This is a genomic window from Micromonospora sp. TSRI0369 (genome assembly GCF_001905625.1).
In the GTDB taxonomy this organism is placed as follows: Bacteria; Actinomycetota; Actinomycetes; order Mycobacteriales; family Micromonosporaceae; genus Micromonospora; species Micromonospora echinospora_A.
This window is the reverse complement of sequence record NZ_LIVU01000008.1, coordinates 18,540-37,674: the sequence shown is the minus strand read 5'-3', so window position 1 is coordinate 37,674 and position 19,135 is coordinate 18,540. Positions and strand designations below refer to the sequence as shown.

Sequence of the window (19,135 nt, the reverse complement as noted above, 5' to 3'; positions counted from 1 at the left end):
ATCTCAGCGTCACTCAGCATCACGACGATGCTGCTTCCACACGGCTGCGGGCGACTGTCAGTTCCTGCTCAGTGAACAGGGCGTGGAACTCCGGACGCAGTGCGAGTGCCTCAGCCGTGAGGTCAACTCGTCCCCGTTCCCACAGTGCGGTGAAGCCATCGGAGACCGCCGGATTGTGTAGCAGTTGTCGCACGCTGGCCAGTCCGCCCTTCTCCGTCACCAGGCGCAGCAACAGGCTCGGGTGGTAGCTGACCTCGTCCCTCGCCCGTTGACAGATGCGGACCATCTCCCGATGGAAGCGTGCCTCAAGGCTGCGCCGATCCACGGCGCGGATTCCGGGAGCCACCGACGGGCTGAAAGCTCCGCCTTGTCGTCCATGGCTCTCGCCCGGCGTCGCCGGCAACCCAGCGAGTTCATCCCCGCCCGTCCTCTGCAGCACGGCAGGACGGGGCTCGGATTTGTTGGCTCCCTCAGGATTCACGCTGGCGGCTGGAACCTGCACCTCGTCCACAGACGCCTTCTGGTTGCGGCGGGGTGCAGCTTCCTCCCAGGATGAGCGCAGCAGACGGGTGACGCTTCGGTTCCGGATCGCAGCCGGGCTGGTCGGGGCAAAGTATTGAACCAGCCCTTCCCTCCGACCGTCGTCGGTGTCGCAGGGGCTGTCCTTCCTTGTGCTCGCCGTGCGGACGACGGCCTCCGCCTCGTTCTGGCGTACCCAGCAGACGAAGCGCGGCCCGCCGGCCTCGGCTCGCTCGATGCGCACATCTGCTCGGTTGGGGCGAGCTTCGGTTGAGGTGCCACCCTGGTGCCGGGCCCAGCCCAGAACCTTGCCGGCATGACGGATGGGAGTGTCACGGCCGTGTCGGTAGCTTTCGAGGGCAGCCATCGCCTCGTAGGGACGAAGCCAGGCGATGCTGCGGTAGCCGGGAGGCACCCACTCATCCAGACCGCTCTCGTCCTGGCGCCCGCGGACCAGCGACGTGGCCGGATCGGGCAACTTCTGCGCGGGAGTCACGACCACCGTCGGAACGACGGGTAAAGCGACGGCCAAGTGAGCCTCAGGAACATCGACGGCTTCAGGCCTGAGGCTTGGCGTCCCATGGCCTGTGGGTTCCGGCACAGATGCCGTGTCCTCATCCTCGGCAGCCTCTGGTACGCCTTGCTCGCCACTTGCCCTGGAAGCGTCCTCGGCCGGCTCGACTGACGCCTCGGTCGCAGTTGGAACACCACTGTTCGCCGGTTTCGCCGCACTTCCAGCTGCCCCGCCAAAAAGGCTCTCGCTCTCATCGGTTCGCGGACGCTGATCCGGCACCCGCAGACCGGTCCCGATCTCGATCGACTCGCCCCCGCCGCCAGGTGTCGCATTAACCGGCAGGTCCCGGGAAGGCTCCCCGGTAGGCTCGGGAACAACGATGCCGAGTTCGTCGATGCGCTGCCACAGCGGCTCCAGCGCGGCCTCCGGGTCCCGGCTGAACACGCTCCCCCGGATTCGCACGAATACGCAGTTGCCGACTCGCTCCAGCACCGCCTGCCGGCGCATGTCGCTCTCCCACTGGTCCGGCCCGTGGTAGGCGTCGCCGTCGCATTCGATTGCCAGACGTCGGCCGTCCGGCGCGGGCAACACGAAGTCGATCCGGTAGCCGCCAATGCGGAACTGGGCAAGCGGTCGGTAGCCGCGGCGCAGAATGCGGCGCAGCACTTCACGTTCGAAGTCGCTGTCGCAGCGCCGCTCCAGGTCGTCGTACGCTTCCTCCACGGCGTTGACGTTCTGGCAGTAGGTGAGCAGCAGTCCGCGCGCGTCGTCCTCCCTCAGGTCCGTCGGCTGCACGGAGTGGAAGACCCACAGCTGGTCACGGGCGCGCGAGGCGGCGACGTTCACCCTCCGGTGGTGGTCCCGTTTGGTGAAGGGCGAGACCGGCCCGGAGTGCGGCTCGACGACCATCGAGACCAGGACGATGTCGCGCTCGTCGCCCTGGAAGGTGTAGGAGTCGCCAACGCGAAGCCGCCGCCGCTCCATCTCCTCCTCGCCGATCTCCTCCCGGAGCCGGGTGAGCAGGTAGAGAGCCTGCCCGCTGGTACTGAGCAGGCTGACCACGCCGATGCTGCGGCCCACGTACGCAGGTTCGGCGACGATTGCCACGACCTGTGCGACGAGGGCTTCCGCCTCGGCGACGTTGACGTTGCCGTACGTGGAGAGGTCCTGCCGAATGCCGTCGGGAACGTGCACCGCGACGACCGGTTCGCCGATGCCCAGAGGGCGATCGGTCCGCAGCGGTTCGATCTCGCCGCCGTAGTAAGTGTGGCTGGAGAAGCCGATGATCGCCGGTACGGACCGGAAGTGTTCAGTCAGCAGGATACGTTCCGGGGATCGACGGACAGCGTGATCGTAGAGGCTGCTCTCGGGGTCGAAGTGCTCCGCCGACGGTACGTCGACCAGATGCGAGTTGATCAGGCCGGCGACCGTGCCGACGAAGGACAGTTGCGGGCCGATCTGCTGATCGTCGCCGACGACAACGGCACGTTCAGCGAGGCTCAGCACAGGCAGGGAGAACATGTCGGCCTGGGACGCCTCGTCCACGATCACCACGTCGAAGTGCGCCCCGCTGGCGAACTGCTCGATGGCCCGGTCGACGGACATGACCCACACCGGGACAGCGTCGACCGCTGCGCTCATCGCGCGTTGGGCGTGAGCCTGCCACTGAGCCGCGTTCTTGCCTGTACCCTTTCCGATCTTTCGGAGGGCAGTGGTCCAGTCGGCCAGTGCGGCCCGCCGACGGTCGTCGAGCGCCTTGGAGACCTCCAGCCAGGAGGAGGCCACGACGAGCTCCTGGGTGAGGCGCCGGATCCGGTCCCGGGTCTGTTCGACACGGCGTCCGAGCGCGACAGGGTCGACGCCTCCCACGACGGTGTCGAACCAGGTCTGGGCGCGGCGCCACTGCCATCGATGCAGGCAGTCCTCCCCGGTGCCGGTCAGCGCGGTCGCAGTGCCCGCATCGATGTCGGCGTTCCAGGCAGGGGCGGCGGGACGGAGCCGGTCGGTGAGCTGGGCGAATCGTTGTGCCTCGGGCCGGAGCCCGGCCAGTCGTCGTACCTCGTCGAGGATGCCGTCCCAGCCCGACAGGTCGCCCTGCCTGCTCTGGTCCAGCAGTCGCCACAGCTCACTGGCCTCGGTGTCGGACATGCCGACTTGGAGCGCGGCGTCGAGACCCCGCTCCTCGGCGAGGATTCGATCGTGCTCGAAGACCGTCGCTGATCGGGTCACCAGGTGAGTGAGCGCGGCCAGGCGGCTCACGTCGACGACCTGCTCAGCGCGGGGCACCAACCGCCGGACGGTGGCGTGGAGGGTGGGCCATCCACGCCGGTCCCAATCGAGGGCGGTCGCCGCGTCGGTGAGCAGCCCACCCACCCATAGTTCGGACTGTTCACCGGCTGCCGGTGGCAACTGGAGCGGGCCACGCCAGTAGGCCCATCGGGTATCCAACTCCTGCCGCAATCGCCGCAGGTGCAGGCACGCGAGCACCACATCGACATCGGCGGTGCCGCGTAGGGCCTCGTCATCAATGCGGCAGTCGGTGGCGAGCTTCGCCAGCGCACCTTGGAAGAGCTTGCTGACACCCTTACCGGCGGCAAAGCGTTGCCGCAGCTCGCCGAGCTGCGCCACCAGCCGGCGTGGTTCGGCCAAATGCGTTTCCGGGACGTGGACCCGGTGCGCCGCGACCACCCTGGCCGCCTGGCCGAATTCGGCCAACGCCCGCTGACAGGCGGCGACGTGGTCCTCCCACATGGCCCGCCAGTTCGGGTCGGCCTGAAGCAGCTTGGCCAGTCTGTCCGTCCAAGCGCCCTCGCGGCGGGCGAGGATGGCGTGGGCCTGCCGCAACTGCTGGCCGAGCTCGTCGAGCATCGGCCGACCAAGCGCGCGTACCTCTGCCAGCAGCACCCCATCGGCGGCGAGCTGGTCCAGCTCGGCACGGGTAATGGTGAGGTCGCGCCGGGCGGCCAGCTGGGCAGCCGCAGAGGGCAGCGCGGCCACGGTCGGAAGGTGCCGCAGCGCTTGGGCCCGATCCTGACGTTGGGTACGTCGAGCGATGTCGAGCAGTTCGGTGAATTCCTCGACGGTCAGCGGCGGGGCGAGGTGCGGCGGGATTTCGTCGGGGATGTCGCCGTATCGCTCGGCGCGCTCCCGCAGCCAACCGCCCAACTCGCTGGGCGATAGCCGGACGCCGTCGATCTCATAGTGCACCGACTCGTTCTCAGCCAGCGTCCGCAACGCCCCGAGAGTCTGTCCCAGGTCACGCTCGGTCTCTTCGAGCTGCCGGCGCAGCCGGTCCACGCGCTGCTGCTCCATACCTTTGTCGAGCGTGGCGCCACGATCGGAGAGTTCCCGGGCGGCCAGCTGAAGCTGGACGAGCTGATCCGTGGACCGGCCGAGAACAGCCAAGCAGAGCGACTGGATCTCTGCGGGCAACCCGTCCCGCAGCACCCGTAGAGGGTCCTCCTTCTGCGCCACCACAAGCACCCGCTTGCCGTGAGCCATGAGATGGCAGATCAGATTGCGAATGGTGTGGGTCTTGCCCGTGCCGGGTGGACCCTGCACGGCGACATTCCGGTGTTGCGCGAGGCGGCGCGCGATGGACTCCTGCGCCTCGTTCGTGGGCAGCGGCATGAGCAGGCGTTCGCCGAGAGGCACCCACCGCTCCGGCTGGTCGTGCGGCATCTCCAGGCGGCTCGGTTCGTGAGCGAGGATGGCCGCCAGCGCCCCGATGGCCGCGGTGTCTCCGGCGAGCAGACGCGCCCGGAACTCCTCGAGGAATCGCCGGAGCATCCGCTGCCGGGGCCGGACGAAGAGCACGCCGGTGTCATGGACGTAAGGCCCGGCCGGGGCAGGTGCGCCGCCGGCACGGACGGTCGGGTCGAGGCCGAGTCGACGCAGCGCCCGTTCCAGGAACTCCAGCCGGCTCAGGTCGTCCCAGATGTCCAGGTCAAGCTGCCCGCCTGGGCCGGCCAGCCCCAGGAGCTGGCTGAGGTACCGCTCATCGAGGCCAGTGAGTGGGTCCGTCTGAAGACGTGCCGGCCCTTGCGGCACCACCTGGATGATTGATCGATCAGCATCGAACTCGATGCCGACCGGCGCGACCGCCAGCGGATAATGCACTCGATGGGAGCCGATTTCCACACGTAGGATCCCGTGACCCCAGACAAGTTCCTGGGTGGCAGCGTTCATGTCCAAGCGGTGCTTGAGATCGAAGAGACTTCGATGCAACAGGCGGACCGCTTCGGTACGCCCCGCCTGCTCCGCCCACGGGCGCCATTCGCGTTCCCGCCACTTCTCAAATCCAGTGGTGAATCGCTCGACCGTGTCGTCGTCACCCACCAGACGCGGTTCCGTCTCCCATGAGACCTGGCCAGCGAGATATGGCGCGAACTCCACCGGTGCCCGCAAGGGCTTCGGGGCTGCCGGTAGGCCCACCTGCAACCAGCTGCTGCCGTCTGGAGAGACACCGACTCGGCAGTCCGGGTGGATGGGCAGGTTGTGTTGCCAGAAAGCATCGGCCGGCGGCACTGTCCGGGCAGGTTTCTCGATCTGGGCTCGTACGGCCAAGAGGTAGTCGACCAGAGCGGTGGCCCGGTCGAGGATCACCGACGGGAGTTCGTCCGAGGACGTCGAGCGGGACAGCATGTGGACCCTTTGCGTTGATCGTGCAGGTTCGAAGATCCGAGCGGTCAGTCTGGTGCGGATGGAAGCACTACGAATTCCGGCTCGTCTGCGATAAGTGCCGCGACAACACGTACATCGACCGACCTCCCCATGGCGGTCTCCGGACCCTACCCGGCGAAGTCCCACAAGCGGGAGCCCTCGGTCGTCAGCAATTCACTGACCGGTTTGACATGACCGCCGCCCGTCCCGCCATGCGGCAAAGGCCACTTGTACAGATTAGGGAGATGCGGGTCGGCGAGAGTGGTCAGGCGGCGCGGGCAGCACCCGGACAAGCAGCACCGCTACCACCCCGGCCACCACGCCCACCATCGTCCCGGTGACCAGGCTCGACATCACCGCCGCACCCCGCAACAACGCCTCCCGCGCCCCCGGCGCCAGCCCGGCCAGCCCCGGCGCGTCCATCCCCAGCGACGAGTCCCAGAACACCTGGTGACCGACCGCGAGGAACACCCCGTACAGCGCCCCCACCACGACAAGCGTCAGGAACGGGCGCGGCGGCCGCCGCCACAGCACGGCAGCCACCCAGCACAGCGGCGGCCCGATCGCCAGCAGCGCGGCCACGATCGTGCCCTCCGGCACCACGTCCAGGTCGTGCAGAGCTACGCGCGGGGCGGCCAGCGCGGCGAGCGCGACCAGCGCCGGCCAGGAGAACCCGAGGGTACGGCGGGCCCCGCTCATCGCGTCACCTCCGAAGAACCCGAAGACGACGCCGGAACAGAAGCCGACGCGGAAGCCCCTACGGACGCCGACGCCGAGCCCGGCGCGGTCGCGCGCACGAACTTCAGCAGCGCGACGAACGCCAGTACGGCGGTGACCGCCCCTCCGGCGAAGCGCACCCAGTGCCCGGCGACGAACTCCGCCGCGACCTGCCGCAGGTACTCCGGCGAGTGCGTCCCCACCGGGTCCACGAACATGATCTCGTTGCGCGGCCAGAAGAAGACAGCCGAGAACAGGAACTCGCAGACGACGAAGACTGCTGTGGCACCGGCGACCCACCAGCGCAGCCGCCGGTCGCGCCAGGTGAGCAGCATCGCGGCGACGCTGCTCAGGATCACCGACGCGCCCAGCGGCGGGAAGTAGTCGTGTGGGCCGCCGTGGACGAGGAACTCGCGTGCCCGGTCGAGGGAGGCGGGCGCGTCGTTGAAGACGTTCGGGTAGAGCATGACGGTCTCGGCGGCGACCCCGCCGAACGACATCATTGCCGCCCAGACCATCGCAATAAGGGCGATCCAGGTCAGTCTTGTGCGTACCACGAGGGTTCTCCTCACGAATTGGGGACGCCATCGACGCTAGGTCGGCAGCCGGCGGCCGTCGTCCGCGTGGCCGCGCGACCGGTTGTCGCTTCTCGGCGTACGCCTCGGGGTTGTCCCTGACGCCTGCGGACGACAGCGGCGAGGGGCCGCGCGGACCTAGGCTCGAAGCGTGCCCGACACCTCACCCGCACGCGCCGACGCGCTGCTCGCTGCGGCCACGCTCGGCCTGGTCGCGGTGGCCGTGGCGGCCGAGCGGCCCGCTGCCGGCGGCGCGGCGCTCGCCGTGCTGTTCGGCGCGGGGCTCGGCGGGCTGGTGCTGTGCGCCAGGCGGTGGCCGGTGCCGGCGCTGCTGGCCACGGCGGTCGCCATTCTCGGGTACTACGCGCTGGACCTGCCGCCGGTCGGGGTGGCCGCCCCGGCCGCGGCCGTGCTCTACCGGGTGTCCGAACGCGGGCGGGTGACCCCGGCCGCTGTGGTCGCCGGGAGCCTGCTGGCCGTGTCGGTGGTCGCGCGGCTGGCCGAGGGGGACGACATCGGCGTCGTCGTCGGTACCCAGCTGGGCTCCGAGGCGGCGTTGCTGCTCGCCGTCATCGCCCTCGGCGACGCGGTACGCAACCGCAGGTCGCTGCGGGCGGCGTTGATCCGGCAGGCGGTCGCGGCCGACGAGGAGCGGCACCGGGAGGCGGCCCGGCAGGTCGAGGCGGAACGGCTGCGCATCGCCCGGGAGGTGCACGACACGCTCGGCCACACGATGTCGGTGATCACGTTGCAGTCCGCCGTCGCCCGGGAGGCGCTCGCCGACAGCGATCCGGCGCAGGCGGAGAGCGCGCTGGCCGCGATCCGGTCGGTGAGCGGCAGCGCGATGGCGGAGTTGCGGGCCACGCTCGGCACGCTGCGCCGCGAACCCGGACCACGGGAGCCGGTGCCCGGCTTCGACCAGATCCCGGCGCTCGTGGACGGCGTACGCCGCGGCGGGCTGGCTGTGGACCTGCGCGTCGAGGGGCCGGTGGACACGCTTCCGGCGGTGGTGGGCAGCACCGTCTACCGGGTCGTGCAGGAGGCGTTGACGAACGTTTTGCGCCACGCGGAAGCCACCCGGGTCACCGTGACGGTCCGCGCCACGCCCGGGCGGCTCACGCTTGAAGTGGTGGACGACGGTCGCGGTGGCCCACCCGCCGTGCGGACGGACGGAGAGGGTCAGGGCCTGCGCGGCATGGCCGAGCGGGTCGCCCTCCTGGGCGGCACCGTCGAAACCGGCACCGTCGAAACCGGCACTGGCGAAACCGGCACCGTCGAAACCGGCAGCGCCGAAACCGGCACCGTCGAAACCGGCAGCGCCGGTTTCCGCGTGGCGGTCAGTCTGCCGCTGGCGGGGGTGGCCGCGTGAACCCGATCCGCGTCGTCCTCGTCGACGACCAGCACCTGGTCCGGACCGGCCTGCGCGCGCTGCTCGACCGGGCGCCGGACATCGAGGTGGTGGGCGAGGCGGGCGACGGCCGCAGCGGCCTCGCCGTGGTACGCGAGCAGCGACCCGACATCGTGCTGATGGACGTCCGGATGCCGGGCGGGGACGGGCTGGAGGCGACCCGGCGGATCCTGACCGACCCGACGCTGGACGGCGTGCAGGTGGTGATGCTGACGACGTTCGACGACGACGAGTACCTGTTCGAGGCGATCCGCGCCGGGGCGGCCGGTTTCCTGCTCAAGGACACCGCGCCGGACGCCCTGCGGGACGCGGTCCGGACGGTGGCCGGTGGCGACGCGCTGCTGTCCCCCGCCGTCACCCGGCGGGTGCTCGCGGCGGCGGCCCGCTCGCCGGTGACCGACCCGGCGCGGCTGGCCGGACTGACCGCGCGGGAGCGGGACGTGCTCGCGCAGGTGGGCGCCGGGCGGTCGAACACGGAGATCGGGCAGGCGCTGTTCCTGAGCCCCGACACCGCCCGCACCTACGTGAGCCGGCTGCTGCAGAAGTTGAACGCCCGCGACCGGGCGCAGCTCGTCGTGATCGCGTACGAGAGCGGGCTGGTCCGCCCCGGCGAGGGTTGAGCCGCGCCGGGGCGGGTCACAGTCAGACCGGCGCCGCGTCGGCCGGCTCGGGCGCCGCGTGCCGGCCGCCGCCACCGCCGTTGGGCCGTTCGTCGCCGTGCCCCGGCCACCACGCCTTGTGGCCGATGAGCCCGGTCAGCGCCGGTACGAAGAACATCGACATGACGAACGCGGACAGCACGATCCCGATCGCCACCGCGAAGCCCATCTGCTGGAGGAACGAGATCGGCGCGAGCATCAGCACCCCGAACGTGCCGGCCAGGATCAGCCCGGCCGCGGCGACTGTCGGGCCCGCGTGTTCCACCCCGATCGCGGCGGCCTCGTGCGGTTCGTGGCCTTCGCGCGCCTCCTCGCGAAGCCGGGCGATCATCAGGATGTTGTAGTCGGTGCCGATCGCCACCACGAACAGGTAGAGGATGATCGGCAGCTGGAACGTGACGCCAGGGTTGCCCTGGAGCCCCTGGAACACGTACACGGTCGCGCCGAGCGTGGCGGCGAAGTTGAGCAGCACCGCGATCACCAGGTAGACCGGCGCGACGAGGCTGCGCAGCAGCAACCCGAGGATGAGCGCGATCAGGCCGGCGGCAACCGGCAGGATGACCGAGAGGTCCCTGTTGTTCGCCGAGTTGATGTCCGCGAAGATCGCGGTGGCGCCGCCGACCAGGGCCTTGGTGCCCGGCGGCGCGGCGGCGTGCAGCGCGTCCCGCAGGTCGTCGCGGACCAGCGTGATCGCCTCGTTGGACATCGGGTTCTCGTTCAGCAGCAGGCTGATCCGGGCGACGCTCGGGTCGGTGGCGCTGCGCTCCGGCGGCTGCGCCCGCCCGACGCCCGGCGCCTTGGCCGACGCAGCGGCGAAGTCGTTCACCTGCTGGTCGGTGAGCGGGGTGCCGTTGCCGGTGGTCAGGTAGACCTCGGTGGGCGCGAGCGCCCCGGCGGCGAAGCCGCGCTGGAGGTCCTGGGCGGCCCGCGCAGACTCGGTGTCCTGCGGGAAGCCGGCGCTGAAGTCGTAGTCGGCCTTGTAGCCGAGCACCCCGGCGGCGAGCGCGACGAGCAGCACACCGGAGGCGGCTGCGACGACGGCCGGGCGACGGCCGACGGCGGCGCCGAGCCGCCGGGACAGGGTCGCCTTCGGTGGACGCTGCCACGCCTTCGACGGCCAGAACACCCACCGGCCGAGCAGCGACACCAGTGCCGGGATCAGGGTCAGCGAGGTGACGAGCATGACGCCGACGGCGATGGCGAGCGCCGGGCCGAGCGAGCCGAAGAAGCCGAGCGAGGCGAGCAGCAGCACCAGGAACGCCACGATGACCGCACCGGCGGCCGAGGTGATGACCTCGCCGACCCGCTGCACCGAGACGACCATGGCGGTGCGCTTGTCGTCACCGGCGCGCAGCCGTTCCCGGTAGCGGAACAGCAGGAACAGGATGTAGTCGGTGCCGATGCCGAAGAGCACGATCAGCAGGATGGTCTGCAGGTCCTGGCTGACGTTGAGGTCGAACGCCTTGCCGGCGGCGGCGACCAGCCCGGTGGTGACGGACATGACGACGCTGATGACCACCACGGGCAGCAGCGCGGCGATCGGGCTGCGGAAGATGATCAGGATCAGCCCGATGATGAGGATGATGGTGGCGACGCCGACCACCGCGAACGCGTCGTTGAACGTGTCCTCGTTGTCGACGAAGCTCGCCACGTCGCCGGCCACCCCGGCGGTCAGGCCGCTGCCGGCCAGGTCCGGCCCGAGGGCGGCACGCAGATCGCGTACGGCGTCGAGCAGGCCCGGGTCGTCCGGGCTGTCGGCGTCGAGACCGACAGTGACCACCTGCACCGACTTGTCCGGCGCGACGGCCTGCGGGCCGGTCAGGTAGCCGGAGGTCTGCGGGATGTTCCGGGCCTTCAGCGCGGCGGCGAGCTGCCCCACGCGCGCCTCGTCGGCCGGGGTGAGCGGCTTGCCGTCGCCGCGCTTGACCACGACGGTGGCGGTGGCGGTGGCGGCCTGCGGGAACGACTTCTCGGCCAGCTCGGTGGCCTGCACCGACTCGTAGGAGCGCGGCAGGAAGCTCTCCTGGTCCGCGGAGGTGATGTCGCTCAGTGACGGGCTGGCGGCGATGATCGCTATTGCGGCGACGACCCAGCCGCCGATCACCCACCACGCCTTGCCCACGACGAATCTGCCCAGGCGCTCGAACATCGTTTCCCCCGTGTGTTCGGCTGTGTCGCACGCGATCCTACGCTGCGTGAGCAATCCCTTTCGGACGGCTCGCGGACTTTCGTCGATGATCCGGGTGCCCGAGACTCGGCTGATGAGCCTGCGGCTGCCCGGTCCCGGAGTCCTGACCGCCTGGCTGGCCGCGACCGTACCGGCGCCACTGATCCTCTTCGAGTGGACCCACAGGTGGGAGGAGGACCAGCCGGTCTCCACCGCGCTGTGGTGGCCCGTGCTCGCGGCGCCGGTGCTCGCCGCCGCGCTGGCGGCCCGCCAACCCCGGCGCCCCGCCGCTGCCGTCGGCGTGTCCACGCTGGTCACGACCGTGCTTCTCGCCGTGTCGCTGGCCTTCTTCCGGTGGGTGGTTCCGCTGACCGGCGAGGCCCGCTGGGGGCGGGCGCTGCTCGGCGGCGCGGCGCTCGCGGTGGCCGGGGCGCTGATCGGGTACGCCGTCGGCGGGCGTCACCCCCGCCGTGGCGGCCCGGCGTCGCGGCGCGGCTATCTGATCGGCGGGCTCGCCGTCGTGTTCGGCGCGCTGCTGGCGCAGAGCACGGTACGGCTCGGCGCCGAGGACAGCACGATCGGCGAACCCCCTCGGGAGTACGGCGGAGTCGGTCCCTACACGGCGTCGACGGGACGGTTCACGGCGCCGGCCGCCGGGGCGTACGCGATCTTCGCGGTGGGCTTCTCCCCGGCGGACCCGGACTGCCGCCTCACCGGCGACGACTCGGAGGTCCGGGCGGCCGAGCCGGTCTCCGTTGCGCCGGGCGACTACGGCGGCGACGCCGCCACCTATGCCTGGGTGGCGACCGTGCGGGTGCCGACTCCGGGTAGGTGGACGCTCGACTGCCGCACGACGGACCCGGAGGCGTCCTACGTGGTGGGCGACGTGCCGGACATCCGAGGTGCGGTGGGCGAGATGATCCACTGGCCGGTGGGCGTGGTCTGGCTGCTCGGCGCGGTGCCCGGCCTGCTGATCGTCACGGACACCGCCCGGCGACGGCGCGCGCCCGGCCCGGCGGAATTGTCGTAGGGGGTTCGTAGCCTGGCGTGGTCATCGACGATCGCAGGGAGGCGACGTGCTCGACCACTTCTCCGTAGCGGTGCGCGACCTGGCGGCGAGCGGCGCCTTCTACGACGCGGTGCTGGCCCCGCTGGGCGGGCGCCGGCTCATGGAGCCCGGCCCGATCGGCTACGGCGTCGACGCGCCAGACTTCTGGGTGGAGCCCGCCCCGGCCGGTGCCACGCCGGTGCCCGTGCACATCGCGTTCACCGCCACTGACCGCGCCACGGTACGGGCGTTCCACGACGCGGCGGTGGCGGCCGGCGCGGAGGTGCTGCACGCGCCGAAGGAGTGGCCGGAATACCACGCGGCCTACTACGGCGCGTTCGTCCGCGACCCGGACGGCAACAACGTCGAGGCGGTCTGCCACCGTCCGGAGTGAGTCCGGTTGCGTCGGCGAGACAGGATGGACCGGTGGAGATCGAACCGGTCGAGCACGCTCCGGTACGCGCCATCCGCCGGGCCTGGCTGGCGCAGGGCTGGCACGACCTCACCTTTCTGCACTGGGCGGTTCCGCCGGAACGGGTGGCGCCGCTGCTGCCCGCAGGCACCCGGCCGGACACGTTCGACGGGCTCACCTACGTCGGGCTGATCGGGTTCCAGATGGTCGGGCTGGGGCTCGGACGTGGTCCGGGCGTGCCCTACTTCGGCACCTTCTGGGAGACGAACGTCCGGCTCTACTCGGTCGACGGCTCGGGGCGGCGCGCTGTCGTGTTCCGCTCGCTCGACGCGTCCCGGCTGGTGCCGGTGCTGGTGGCCCAGCTGAGCCTGCGCCTGCCGTACAAGTGGTCGGCGATGCGGCTGGACCGCTCCGGCGACACGCTCACCTACCGGTGCCGCCGCCGCTGGCCCGGTCCGTCCGGCGCGTCCAGCCGGATGACAGTACGCGTCGGCGCGCCGATCGCCGAGCCGACGCCGCTGGAGCATTTCCTCACCGCCCGCTGGGGTCTGCACACCCGCGCGTACGGCCGCACCCTGCACGTGCCGAACTGGCATCCACAGTGGCCGCTGCACCGTGCCGAACTGCTGCACCTGGACGACGAACTGGTCACCGCCGGGGGCCTGCCCGCGCCGGACGGGCCGCCGGTGAGCGTGCTCTACTCCCCCGGCGTACCGGTCGTCTTCGGCGGCCCCACCACGGTCGGCTGACCGCCACCCGTTGCCGAGCGCCTTGATCGACGCCAGATCGCCGGAGTGGCGGCATCCGGCGCACCGGGACGCCGCCACCTCCCCGACGTGGCGACGACACGTCCGCGCGGCCCCGAGACAAGCGGCCCCGCAGCGAGCGGGTTCAGCGCACCGGGTCGTGGGTGCCGTGCGGCACGTCGGGGCGGCATCGGCGTACCCGGTCGGCGGCCATCCGACCGCCCACCGCCAGTCCGTACCGCTCCACTGCCGCGAGCCCGTACGCGCTGCATGTCGGCGTGTAGCGGCAGGTCGCCGGCCAGCGGTGCGACAGCCAGCGCCGGTAACCGAGGATGGCGGCCCGGCCGGCCCGGTCCACGGCGGGCCGCCGGACGACGCCGGCGGTCACCGAGCCGAGCGTGAGCAGCATCGAGAAGAGGCCCAGGTCGCAGCAGCCCGGCCCGTCACAGGTGGGCACGTCGCAGTTGCACCAGTCCCGGCTCTTCTTCTTGTTGCGGTGCCGCTTCCGAAAGATCACCACGTCATGATGCGACACGCTCGCCAGTGTCGATGAGGCGACCGGACCGGGTCCGGTGTGATCGGGTCGGTGGGCGTCCGGGAACCTAGCGTCGAAGGCGTCACCAGGAGGGAAGAAACGGGTGCTGGATCGGCTCAACGCCGCGCTGGACCACCTCGAACAGCGGCTCGACCAGCCGCTCGACGTGGCCGCGCTGGCCCGGGTCGCGGGCGTGTCGGAACACCACTTCGGCCGGCTGTTCTCGGCGCTGGCCGGGCTGCCGCTGTCGGAGTACGTCCGCCGTCGCCGGATGACGCTTGCGGGCGCCGACGTGCTCGCCGGCCGGGAGTCGCTGCTCGACGTGGCGGTCCGCTGGGGGTACGGCTCGAACGAGGCGTTCGCCCGCGCGTTCCGCGCCGTGCACGGCGTCGGGCCGACACAGGCCCGGCAGACCGGGGCGGTGCTGCGGTCCCAGCCCCGGATGTCCTTCCGGCTCGTCGTCGAAGGGAACACCAGCATGGACTACCGGATCGTGACCAAGGACGCCTTCCGGCTCGCCGGTCTCACGGCGCGGGTGCCGCTCGTCCACGAGGGGATGAACCCGCACATCGTGGCGTTCGTCAGGGGCATCGACCCGGCCACCGTACGCCGCATTGAGGCGCTGTCCGACCAGGAGCCGCGCGGGATCGTCAACGTCAGCGCCGAGCTGGCCGGTTCCCGCGACGAGGGCGCCGAGCTGGACTACTGGTACGCGGCGGTGACCGGTGCGGAGGTGCCCGGCGACCTGCGCAGCCTGCCCGTCGAGGCCGGTGACTGGGCAGTGTTCTCCAGTTCCGGCGCGTTCCCGGTGGCGGTGCAGCACCTGTGGCGGGCCGTGTTCACGTCTTGGTTCCCGTCCAACCCGTACGAGGCCCGCCCAGGGCCGGAGATCTCGCGGGTGCGGGTCGCCGAGGACGGCGGCACCGCCGACGCGGAGCTGTGGATCCCGGTCCGCCGGGTCTAGGGAGTAGCCGCCGCTCGCGCCAGCGCGGCCGGCACGTCGTGTACGTGGTACGGGTGCTCGCTCGGCTCGATCGCGGCGAGGAACATCGCGTACACGGCGGCCAGCCGCAGCGGCGCGACCGGCCCGAGCAGGTCGACGGCCCGGCGCGGGTCGCTGCCGGGCGCGTCGGTACGCCAGCGCCGCGCCCACGCGTCGACCAGCCGGGCGGCGGCGTCCGCGTCGACGTCCTCGGTCAGGCGCAGGATGTCGAAGGCGGGGTGGCCGACGAACGAGTCCGCCCAGTCGATCACCACCCGCCGCTGCCCGTCGCCGCGCACGTTGCCGGGGTGCAGGTCACCGTGCACGAGCGTGTCGGGCATGCCGCAGTCACGGACCTGCCGGAGCCGGTAGTCGAGCCCGTCGAGCAGGCCGGCGGCCGCCGACACGTCGTGCCCGGCCAGCCGCTCGCGGATCCAGTCCGCCAGCCCCGCCCCGCGCAGATCCGGCACCCCCGCCGCGACCAGCTCACCGACGACCCCACACGCCCGCCGCTGCACCACGTGATGCCCGGCCGCGACGGCGGCGCGCTCCCCCTCCCCGGCCCCGTACCGGTCCTGTCCCGGCACGTCCTCCAGCAGCATCCGCCCTTCCCCGTCCGCGGCGAGCACCCTCGGCCCGTTGACCAAGGAGTTCGTGTCGCCAGGGAGATCGTCACCGACACCAACTCCTTGATCACCGGGGAAGGCCAGGAGCATGGGCTCGTGGCGGGCGAAAGGGGGGAGCTGCTTCAACCACGTAGGGCCCTGGGCGGTGTCCAGGCGCCAGATGGCGGAGAGGTTCCAGGTGCGCTGCTGCGCCACCGCCGTCACCGGGCGGCCGAGCCGGCGCAGCTCACCCGCCGCCCAGCCGACGCTGCGGTCCGGGCCGCCGGCCTGCGCCCACGGCAGACGCAACGGGTGCGGCGCGAGGTCCACGGCAACCGGTTCCAGGGGTACGGCGGGCGCGTCGGCGGTCTGCGCGAGGTAGCGGACGTGGCCGCCGGGCGGCGCGGGACGGTCGGCGTCGAGCAGCCGCAGCACGGCGACCTCCAGACCGTGGCGACGCCGGACGGTGTCGACGATCGAGGCGGCTTCCTGCCACCACGGCTCTGGCACGTCGAACGGCGGCAGCGCGCCGAGCGGGCGGCCGGCGGAGTCGAGCAGGACCAGCGACACGGTGCGGGACACGGCCGGACGGTATCCGGGCACCCCTACGGGAGGCGAGCGGATTCACCGCCAGACGGTGCGGCGCAGCCCCTTGTGCCCGGCGCACACGTCGCGCTGGCCGCCGGTACGGCTGATCGAGCCGTCGCGGCACTGCACCAGCCAGCCCCGATCGGACCAGAACCCGGGTACGCACTCGAACCAGTCGCACACCCCGGCAGCCGGCCTGCGGATCCGCTGGCCGCCGCAGAAGTCGTACCCGAAGGGGTTCACCGGGGCGCCGCAGCGGCGCTCGACCGGCGGCTGGGGCGTGCCGCGCGGCGGCGCGGGACGGGCGCGCGACGGCTCGGGGCTGGTCGTGGGCCGGACCTGGACGGCGGGCGCGACCTGCGGCGGCGCTGGGGTTCCGGTGGCCGCCGGGGTGGCCGCGACGGCGCGCTCCGAGCCGGCCCGGGTCGGCGGGTTGGACTCGAAGAGCATCGCCGGCACGACGAGCGCGAGCGCCACGCCGACCGCCACTGTGCGCCGGCCGCCGGGCACCAGTGCGGAGACCCGGGCCTGGGCAGGGGTGAGCACGGGCGGCCGCTGAGGGCGCTCCGCCGCGTGCTCCTCGATCAGCTCGTCCAGCTCGGCCACGACCGCGGCGCGCTGCTCGATCGCGTCGGCGAACGCGAGCGTGAGCGTGAACCGGAAGTCGGCCACCGCGCCGGTGGGCAGCAGCAACCCGGAGGTACGTCGGCGGTCCAGCACCTGGATCAGGGTGACCGGCGCGCCGGGGTCGTGGGACAGGCCGGTCATCCGGCCGTACGCCCAGTCGCGCCGGCCGCGCCCGCCGAGCAGCACCAGCCGGCGGTTGGTGAGCACCGCGAGCCCGGCGTCGACCACCTTGACGCCCTCCGGGCGGCGTGGGCGCAGCACGGGCGGGTCGGGGTCGACTGTCAGCTCGGGGGCGGGCAGCACGGCGGTGTGCCGCACCTCCACCAGTTGCGCGGCCGGGAGCGTCCAGAAGACCACCTCGCCGGGGGCCAGCTCCATCGGCAGGCCGACGCCGGCCTGGGCCGAGCCGTGGAAGGACACCGCGAGCGTACGCAGGCGGCGCAGCTCGTCGTCGCGGCGTCGCCACGCCTCGTCGGCCGCGCGGAAGGCCCGCTGCCGCCGTTCGTTCTGCCGGTGCGCCCACCGGTACCGCCATGTGGAACCCGTCGAATCAGTCTTCGCCACGCCGACTCCTCCGCCGCGCGAGCCCACCAATCGGGGTGTCATTCATGTCAACGATCCGGCAGGGGTACGAAGACACGCGAAAGTCACCAATTAGACCGATCGGCTGATTGACCTCCACAATCGGCGGAAACTCCCGCGTCGATTCACGTTCCGTGCCACCGGTCTCCGGCGGTCCCGCTTCGTCATGCGGGCGCGTGGACACGTGGGTAACGTCAGCCGCAACAGCGGGGCGGACCGCGGCCCCCGGCGGCGAGGAGGTGCACCGGTGGGCGACCCGGCCGTGGTGGTGGGAGTGGACATCGGCACCACCAGCTCCAAGGCCGTCGCGTTCGACACCACCGGCCGGCAACTGGCCAGCCACTCGATCGGCTACCCGCTGGAGGAGCCGAACCCGGGCTGGGCCGAGCAGGATCCGGACCTCATCCACCAGGCAGTGCTGGGCGTGATCCGCGCGGTGGTGGACGAGCTGCGCGTACCGGTGGCCGGCTTGTCGTTCAGCACCGCCATGCACAGCCTGATCGGGCTGGACGCCGACGGCACCCCCCTGACCCCGTCGATCACCTGGGCCGACTCCCGGGCCAGCGCGCAGGCCGAGCGGCTGCGGGCGGTGCCGTCCGGGCTCGCGCTGCACCGGCGCACCGGCACCCCGGTGCACCCGATGGCGCCGCTGCCCAAGCTGGTCTGGTTCGCCGAGCAGGAGCCGAAGCTGCACGAGCGGGTCGCGCACTGGGTCGGCATCAAGGACCTCGTCCTGCGGCGGCTCGCCGACGCGCTCGTCACCGACCACTCGGTCGCCTCGGCCACCGGCCTGATGGACATCCACCGGCTGACCTGGGACGCCGAGGCGCTACGCCTGGCCGGCATCACCGAGGAGCAGCTTCCCCAGCTCGTACCCACCACCCACGTGCTGCCGGGGCTCACCGCCGGGGCGGCGCGGGCCACCGGGCTGCCGGCGGACACCCCGCTTGTGGTGGGCGCCGGCGACGGGCCGCTGGCGAACCTCGGCCTCGGCGCGGTACGCCCCGGCGTGGTGGCCTGCTCGATCGGCACCAGCGGCGCGATGCGGGTGATGGTGGAGCGCCCCGGCGTCGACCCGCTCGGCGGCGTGTTCTGCTACGCGCTGACCGAGGACCGCTGGGTGGTCGGCGGCGCCATCAACAACGGCGGGATCGTCCTCCAGTGGGCGAACGACGCGCTCGCCCCGGAGTTGGGTGAGCACGCCGAGGAGGAACTGCTCGACCTGGCCGCCCAGGCGCCGGTCGGCTCCGGCGGGCTGATCATGCTGCCGTACCTGCTGAGCGAGCGTGCGCCGCACTGGAGCGCGCTGCCGCGCGGCGCGTACGTCGGGCTGACCCACGGCCACGGCCGGGCGCACCTGGTCCGGGCCGCGCTGGAGGGCGTCTGCCAGCAGCTCGCGCTGGTCCTCGCCTCGGTCCGGGCGGCCGGCAACGAGGTACGCGAGGTCCGCGCCAGCGGCGGCTTCGCCCGCAGCCCACTGTGGCGGCAGATCCTCGCCGACGCGCTGGGCATGCCGGTGCGGTTCCCCGCCGGGCACGAGGGGTCCGGCTTCGGCGCCGCGCTGCTGGGTATGCAGGCGCTCGGGCTGATCGGATCGATCGAGGTCGCCGCCGATCTGGTCCGGATCGAGGAGACGGTCCACCCGGATCCCGCCTCCGCCGCCACGTACGCCGCGCTGCTCCCCCTCTTCTCCGAGCTGTACGACGCGCTCGTGCCCACGTTCGCGTCCCTGCGGCGGATGGCGCCCAGCCTGCCGCCGGAACCGCCACCGACAGCACCTCCCCGCTGA

Annotated in this window: 14 protein-coding genes; 7 read left to right on the top strand and 7 right to left on the bottom strand. The window is 72.0% G+C overall.

The genetic code is table 11. From position 1 onward, the window contains the following. Positions 1-19 precede the first annotated feature (19 nt). The 3 genes from AMK25_RS24460 to AMK25_RS24450 form a co-directional block, all read right to left on the bottom strand. Entirely contained in the window at positions 20-5,677 is a 5,658-nt protein-coding gene (locus tag AMK25_RS24460) for an AAA domain-containing protein (protein WP_073830737.1), read from the bottom strand. 255 nt (positions 5,678-5,932) lie between these two features. Next, on the bottom strand, positions 5,933-6,394 hold the full coding sequence (locus AMK25_RS24455; protein WP_073830736.1) for a hypothetical protein: 462 nt from the start codon (positions 6,392-6,394) through the stop codon (positions 5,933-5,935). Beyond that, positions 6,391-6,969 carry a DUF1772 domain-containing protein gene (locus tag AMK25_RS24450; protein ID WP_083664821.1) on the bottom strand — a complete coding sequence of 193 codons (579 nt, stop codon included), beginning with the start codon at positions 6,967-6,969 and terminating at the stop codon, positions 6,391-6,393. Before AMK25_RS24450 ends, AMK25_RS24455 begins: the two co-directional genes overlap by 4 nt. A gap of 169 nt (positions 6,970-7,138) precedes the next feature. Here AMK25_RS24450 and AMK25_RS32480 point away from each other — a divergent pair, with 169 nt between their 5' ends. Next, positions 7,139-8,356, top strand: coding sequence for a sensor histidine kinase (locus tag AMK25_RS32480; protein ID WP_073830734.1), 1,218 nt, complete (start codon positions 7,139-7,141; stop codon positions 8,354-8,356). Next, positions 8,353-9,015 carry a response regulator gene (locus AMK25_RS24440; RefSeq protein ID WP_073830733.1) on the top strand — a complete coding sequence of 221 codons (663 nt, stop codon included), beginning with the start codon at positions 8,353-8,355 and terminating at the stop codon, positions 9,013-9,015. The genes AMK25_RS32480 and AMK25_RS24440 overlap by 4 nt, the downstream gene beginning before the upstream one ends. Before the next feature lie 22 nt (positions 9,016-9,037). Here the strand turns inward: AMK25_RS24440 and AMK25_RS24435 are convergent, their stop codons facing one another. Next, a complete protein-coding gene (locus AMK25_RS24435; RefSeq protein WP_073830732.1) occupies positions 9,038-11,203 on the bottom strand; it encodes an MMPL family transporter in 2,166 nt (721 codons plus the stop codon). Between the two features lie 112 nt (positions 11,204-11,315). On the opposite strand from AMK25_RS24435, the gene AMK25_RS24430 reads away from it, so the two are divergent. The 3 genes from AMK25_RS24430 to AMK25_RS24420 are packed head-to-tail and all read left to right on the top strand — an operon-like array spanning position 11,316 to position 13,430. Then, a complete protein-coding gene (locus tag AMK25_RS24430; RefSeq protein ID WP_073830891.1) occupies positions 11,316-12,251 on the top strand; it encodes a hypothetical protein in 936 nt (311 codons plus the stop codon). Between the two features lie 46 nt (positions 12,252-12,297). After that, complete coding sequence (locus tag AMK25_RS24425) at positions 12,298-12,663, top strand: VOC family protein (RefSeq protein WP_073830731.1); 366 nt, start codon at positions 12,298-12,300, stop codon at positions 12,661-12,663. Positions 12,664-12,695: 32 nt separating this feature from the next. After that, the gene (locus AMK25_RS24420; RefSeq protein ID WP_073830730.1) at positions 12,696-13,430 is read left to right on the top strand and encodes a YqjF family protein; all 735 of its coding nucleotides are present in this window, start codon (positions 12,696-12,698) and stop codon (positions 13,428-13,430) included. A gap of 142 nt (positions 13,431-13,572) precedes the next feature. Here the strand turns inward: AMK25_RS24420 and yidD are convergent, their stop codons facing one another. Continuing rightward, positions 13,573-13,944: a membrane protein insertion efficiency factor YidD gene (yidD, locus tag AMK25_RS24415; RefSeq protein WP_241826469.1), complete on the bottom strand. Its 372-nt coding sequence runs from the start codon at positions 13,942-13,944 to the stop codon at positions 13,573-13,575. Between the two features lie 121 nt (positions 13,945-14,065). Here yidD and AMK25_RS24410 point away from each other — a divergent pair, with 121 nt between their 5' ends. Further along, complete coding sequence (locus AMK25_RS24410; RefSeq protein WP_073830729.1) at positions 14,066-14,926, top strand: AraC family transcriptional regulator; 861 nt, start codon at positions 14,066-14,068, stop codon at positions 14,924-14,926. Here AMK25_RS24410 and AMK25_RS24405 read toward each other — a convergent pair. After that, positions 14,923-16,131 carry an aminoglycoside phosphotransferase family protein gene (locus AMK25_RS24405; protein WP_073830728.1) on the bottom strand — a complete coding sequence of 403 codons (1,209 nt, stop codon included), beginning with the start codon at positions 16,129-16,131 and terminating at the stop codon, positions 14,923-14,925. The genes AMK25_RS24410 and AMK25_RS24405 overlap by 4 nt on opposite strands. Positions 16,132-16,173: 42 nt before the next feature. Next, on the bottom strand, positions 16,174-17,328 hold the full coding sequence (locus tag AMK25_RS24400) for a hypothetical protein (RefSeq protein ID WP_073830727.1): 1,155 nt from the start codon (positions 17,326-17,328) through the stop codon (positions 16,174-16,176). 265 nt (positions 17,329-17,593) lie between these two features. On the opposite strand from AMK25_RS24400, the gene AMK25_RS24395 reads away from it, so the two are divergent. After that, entirely contained in the window at positions 17,594-19,135 is a 1,542-nt protein-coding gene (locus AMK25_RS24395) for a gluconokinase (RefSeq protein WP_073830726.1), read from the top strand.

Excerpts from the sequence above, each read along its gene's own strand:
- AMK25_RS24455 (WP_073830736.1), bottom strand. The coding sequence starts at position 6,394 with ATGAGCGGGGCCCGCCGTACCCTCGGGTTCTCCTGGCCGGCGCTGGTC.
- AMK25_RS24435 (WP_073830732.1), bottom strand. The coding sequence starts at position 11,203 with ATGTTCGAGCGCCTGGGCAGATTCGTCGTGGGCAAGGCGTGGTGGGTG.
- AMK25_RS24430 (WP_073830891.1), top strand. The coding sequence starts at position 11,316 with ATGAGCCTGCGGCTGCCCGGTCCCGGAGTCCTGACCGCCTGGCTGGCC.
- AMK25_RS24460 (WP_073830737.1), bottom strand. The coding sequence starts at position 5,677 with ATGCTGTCCCGCTCGACGTCCTCGGACGAACTCCCGTCGGTGATCCTC.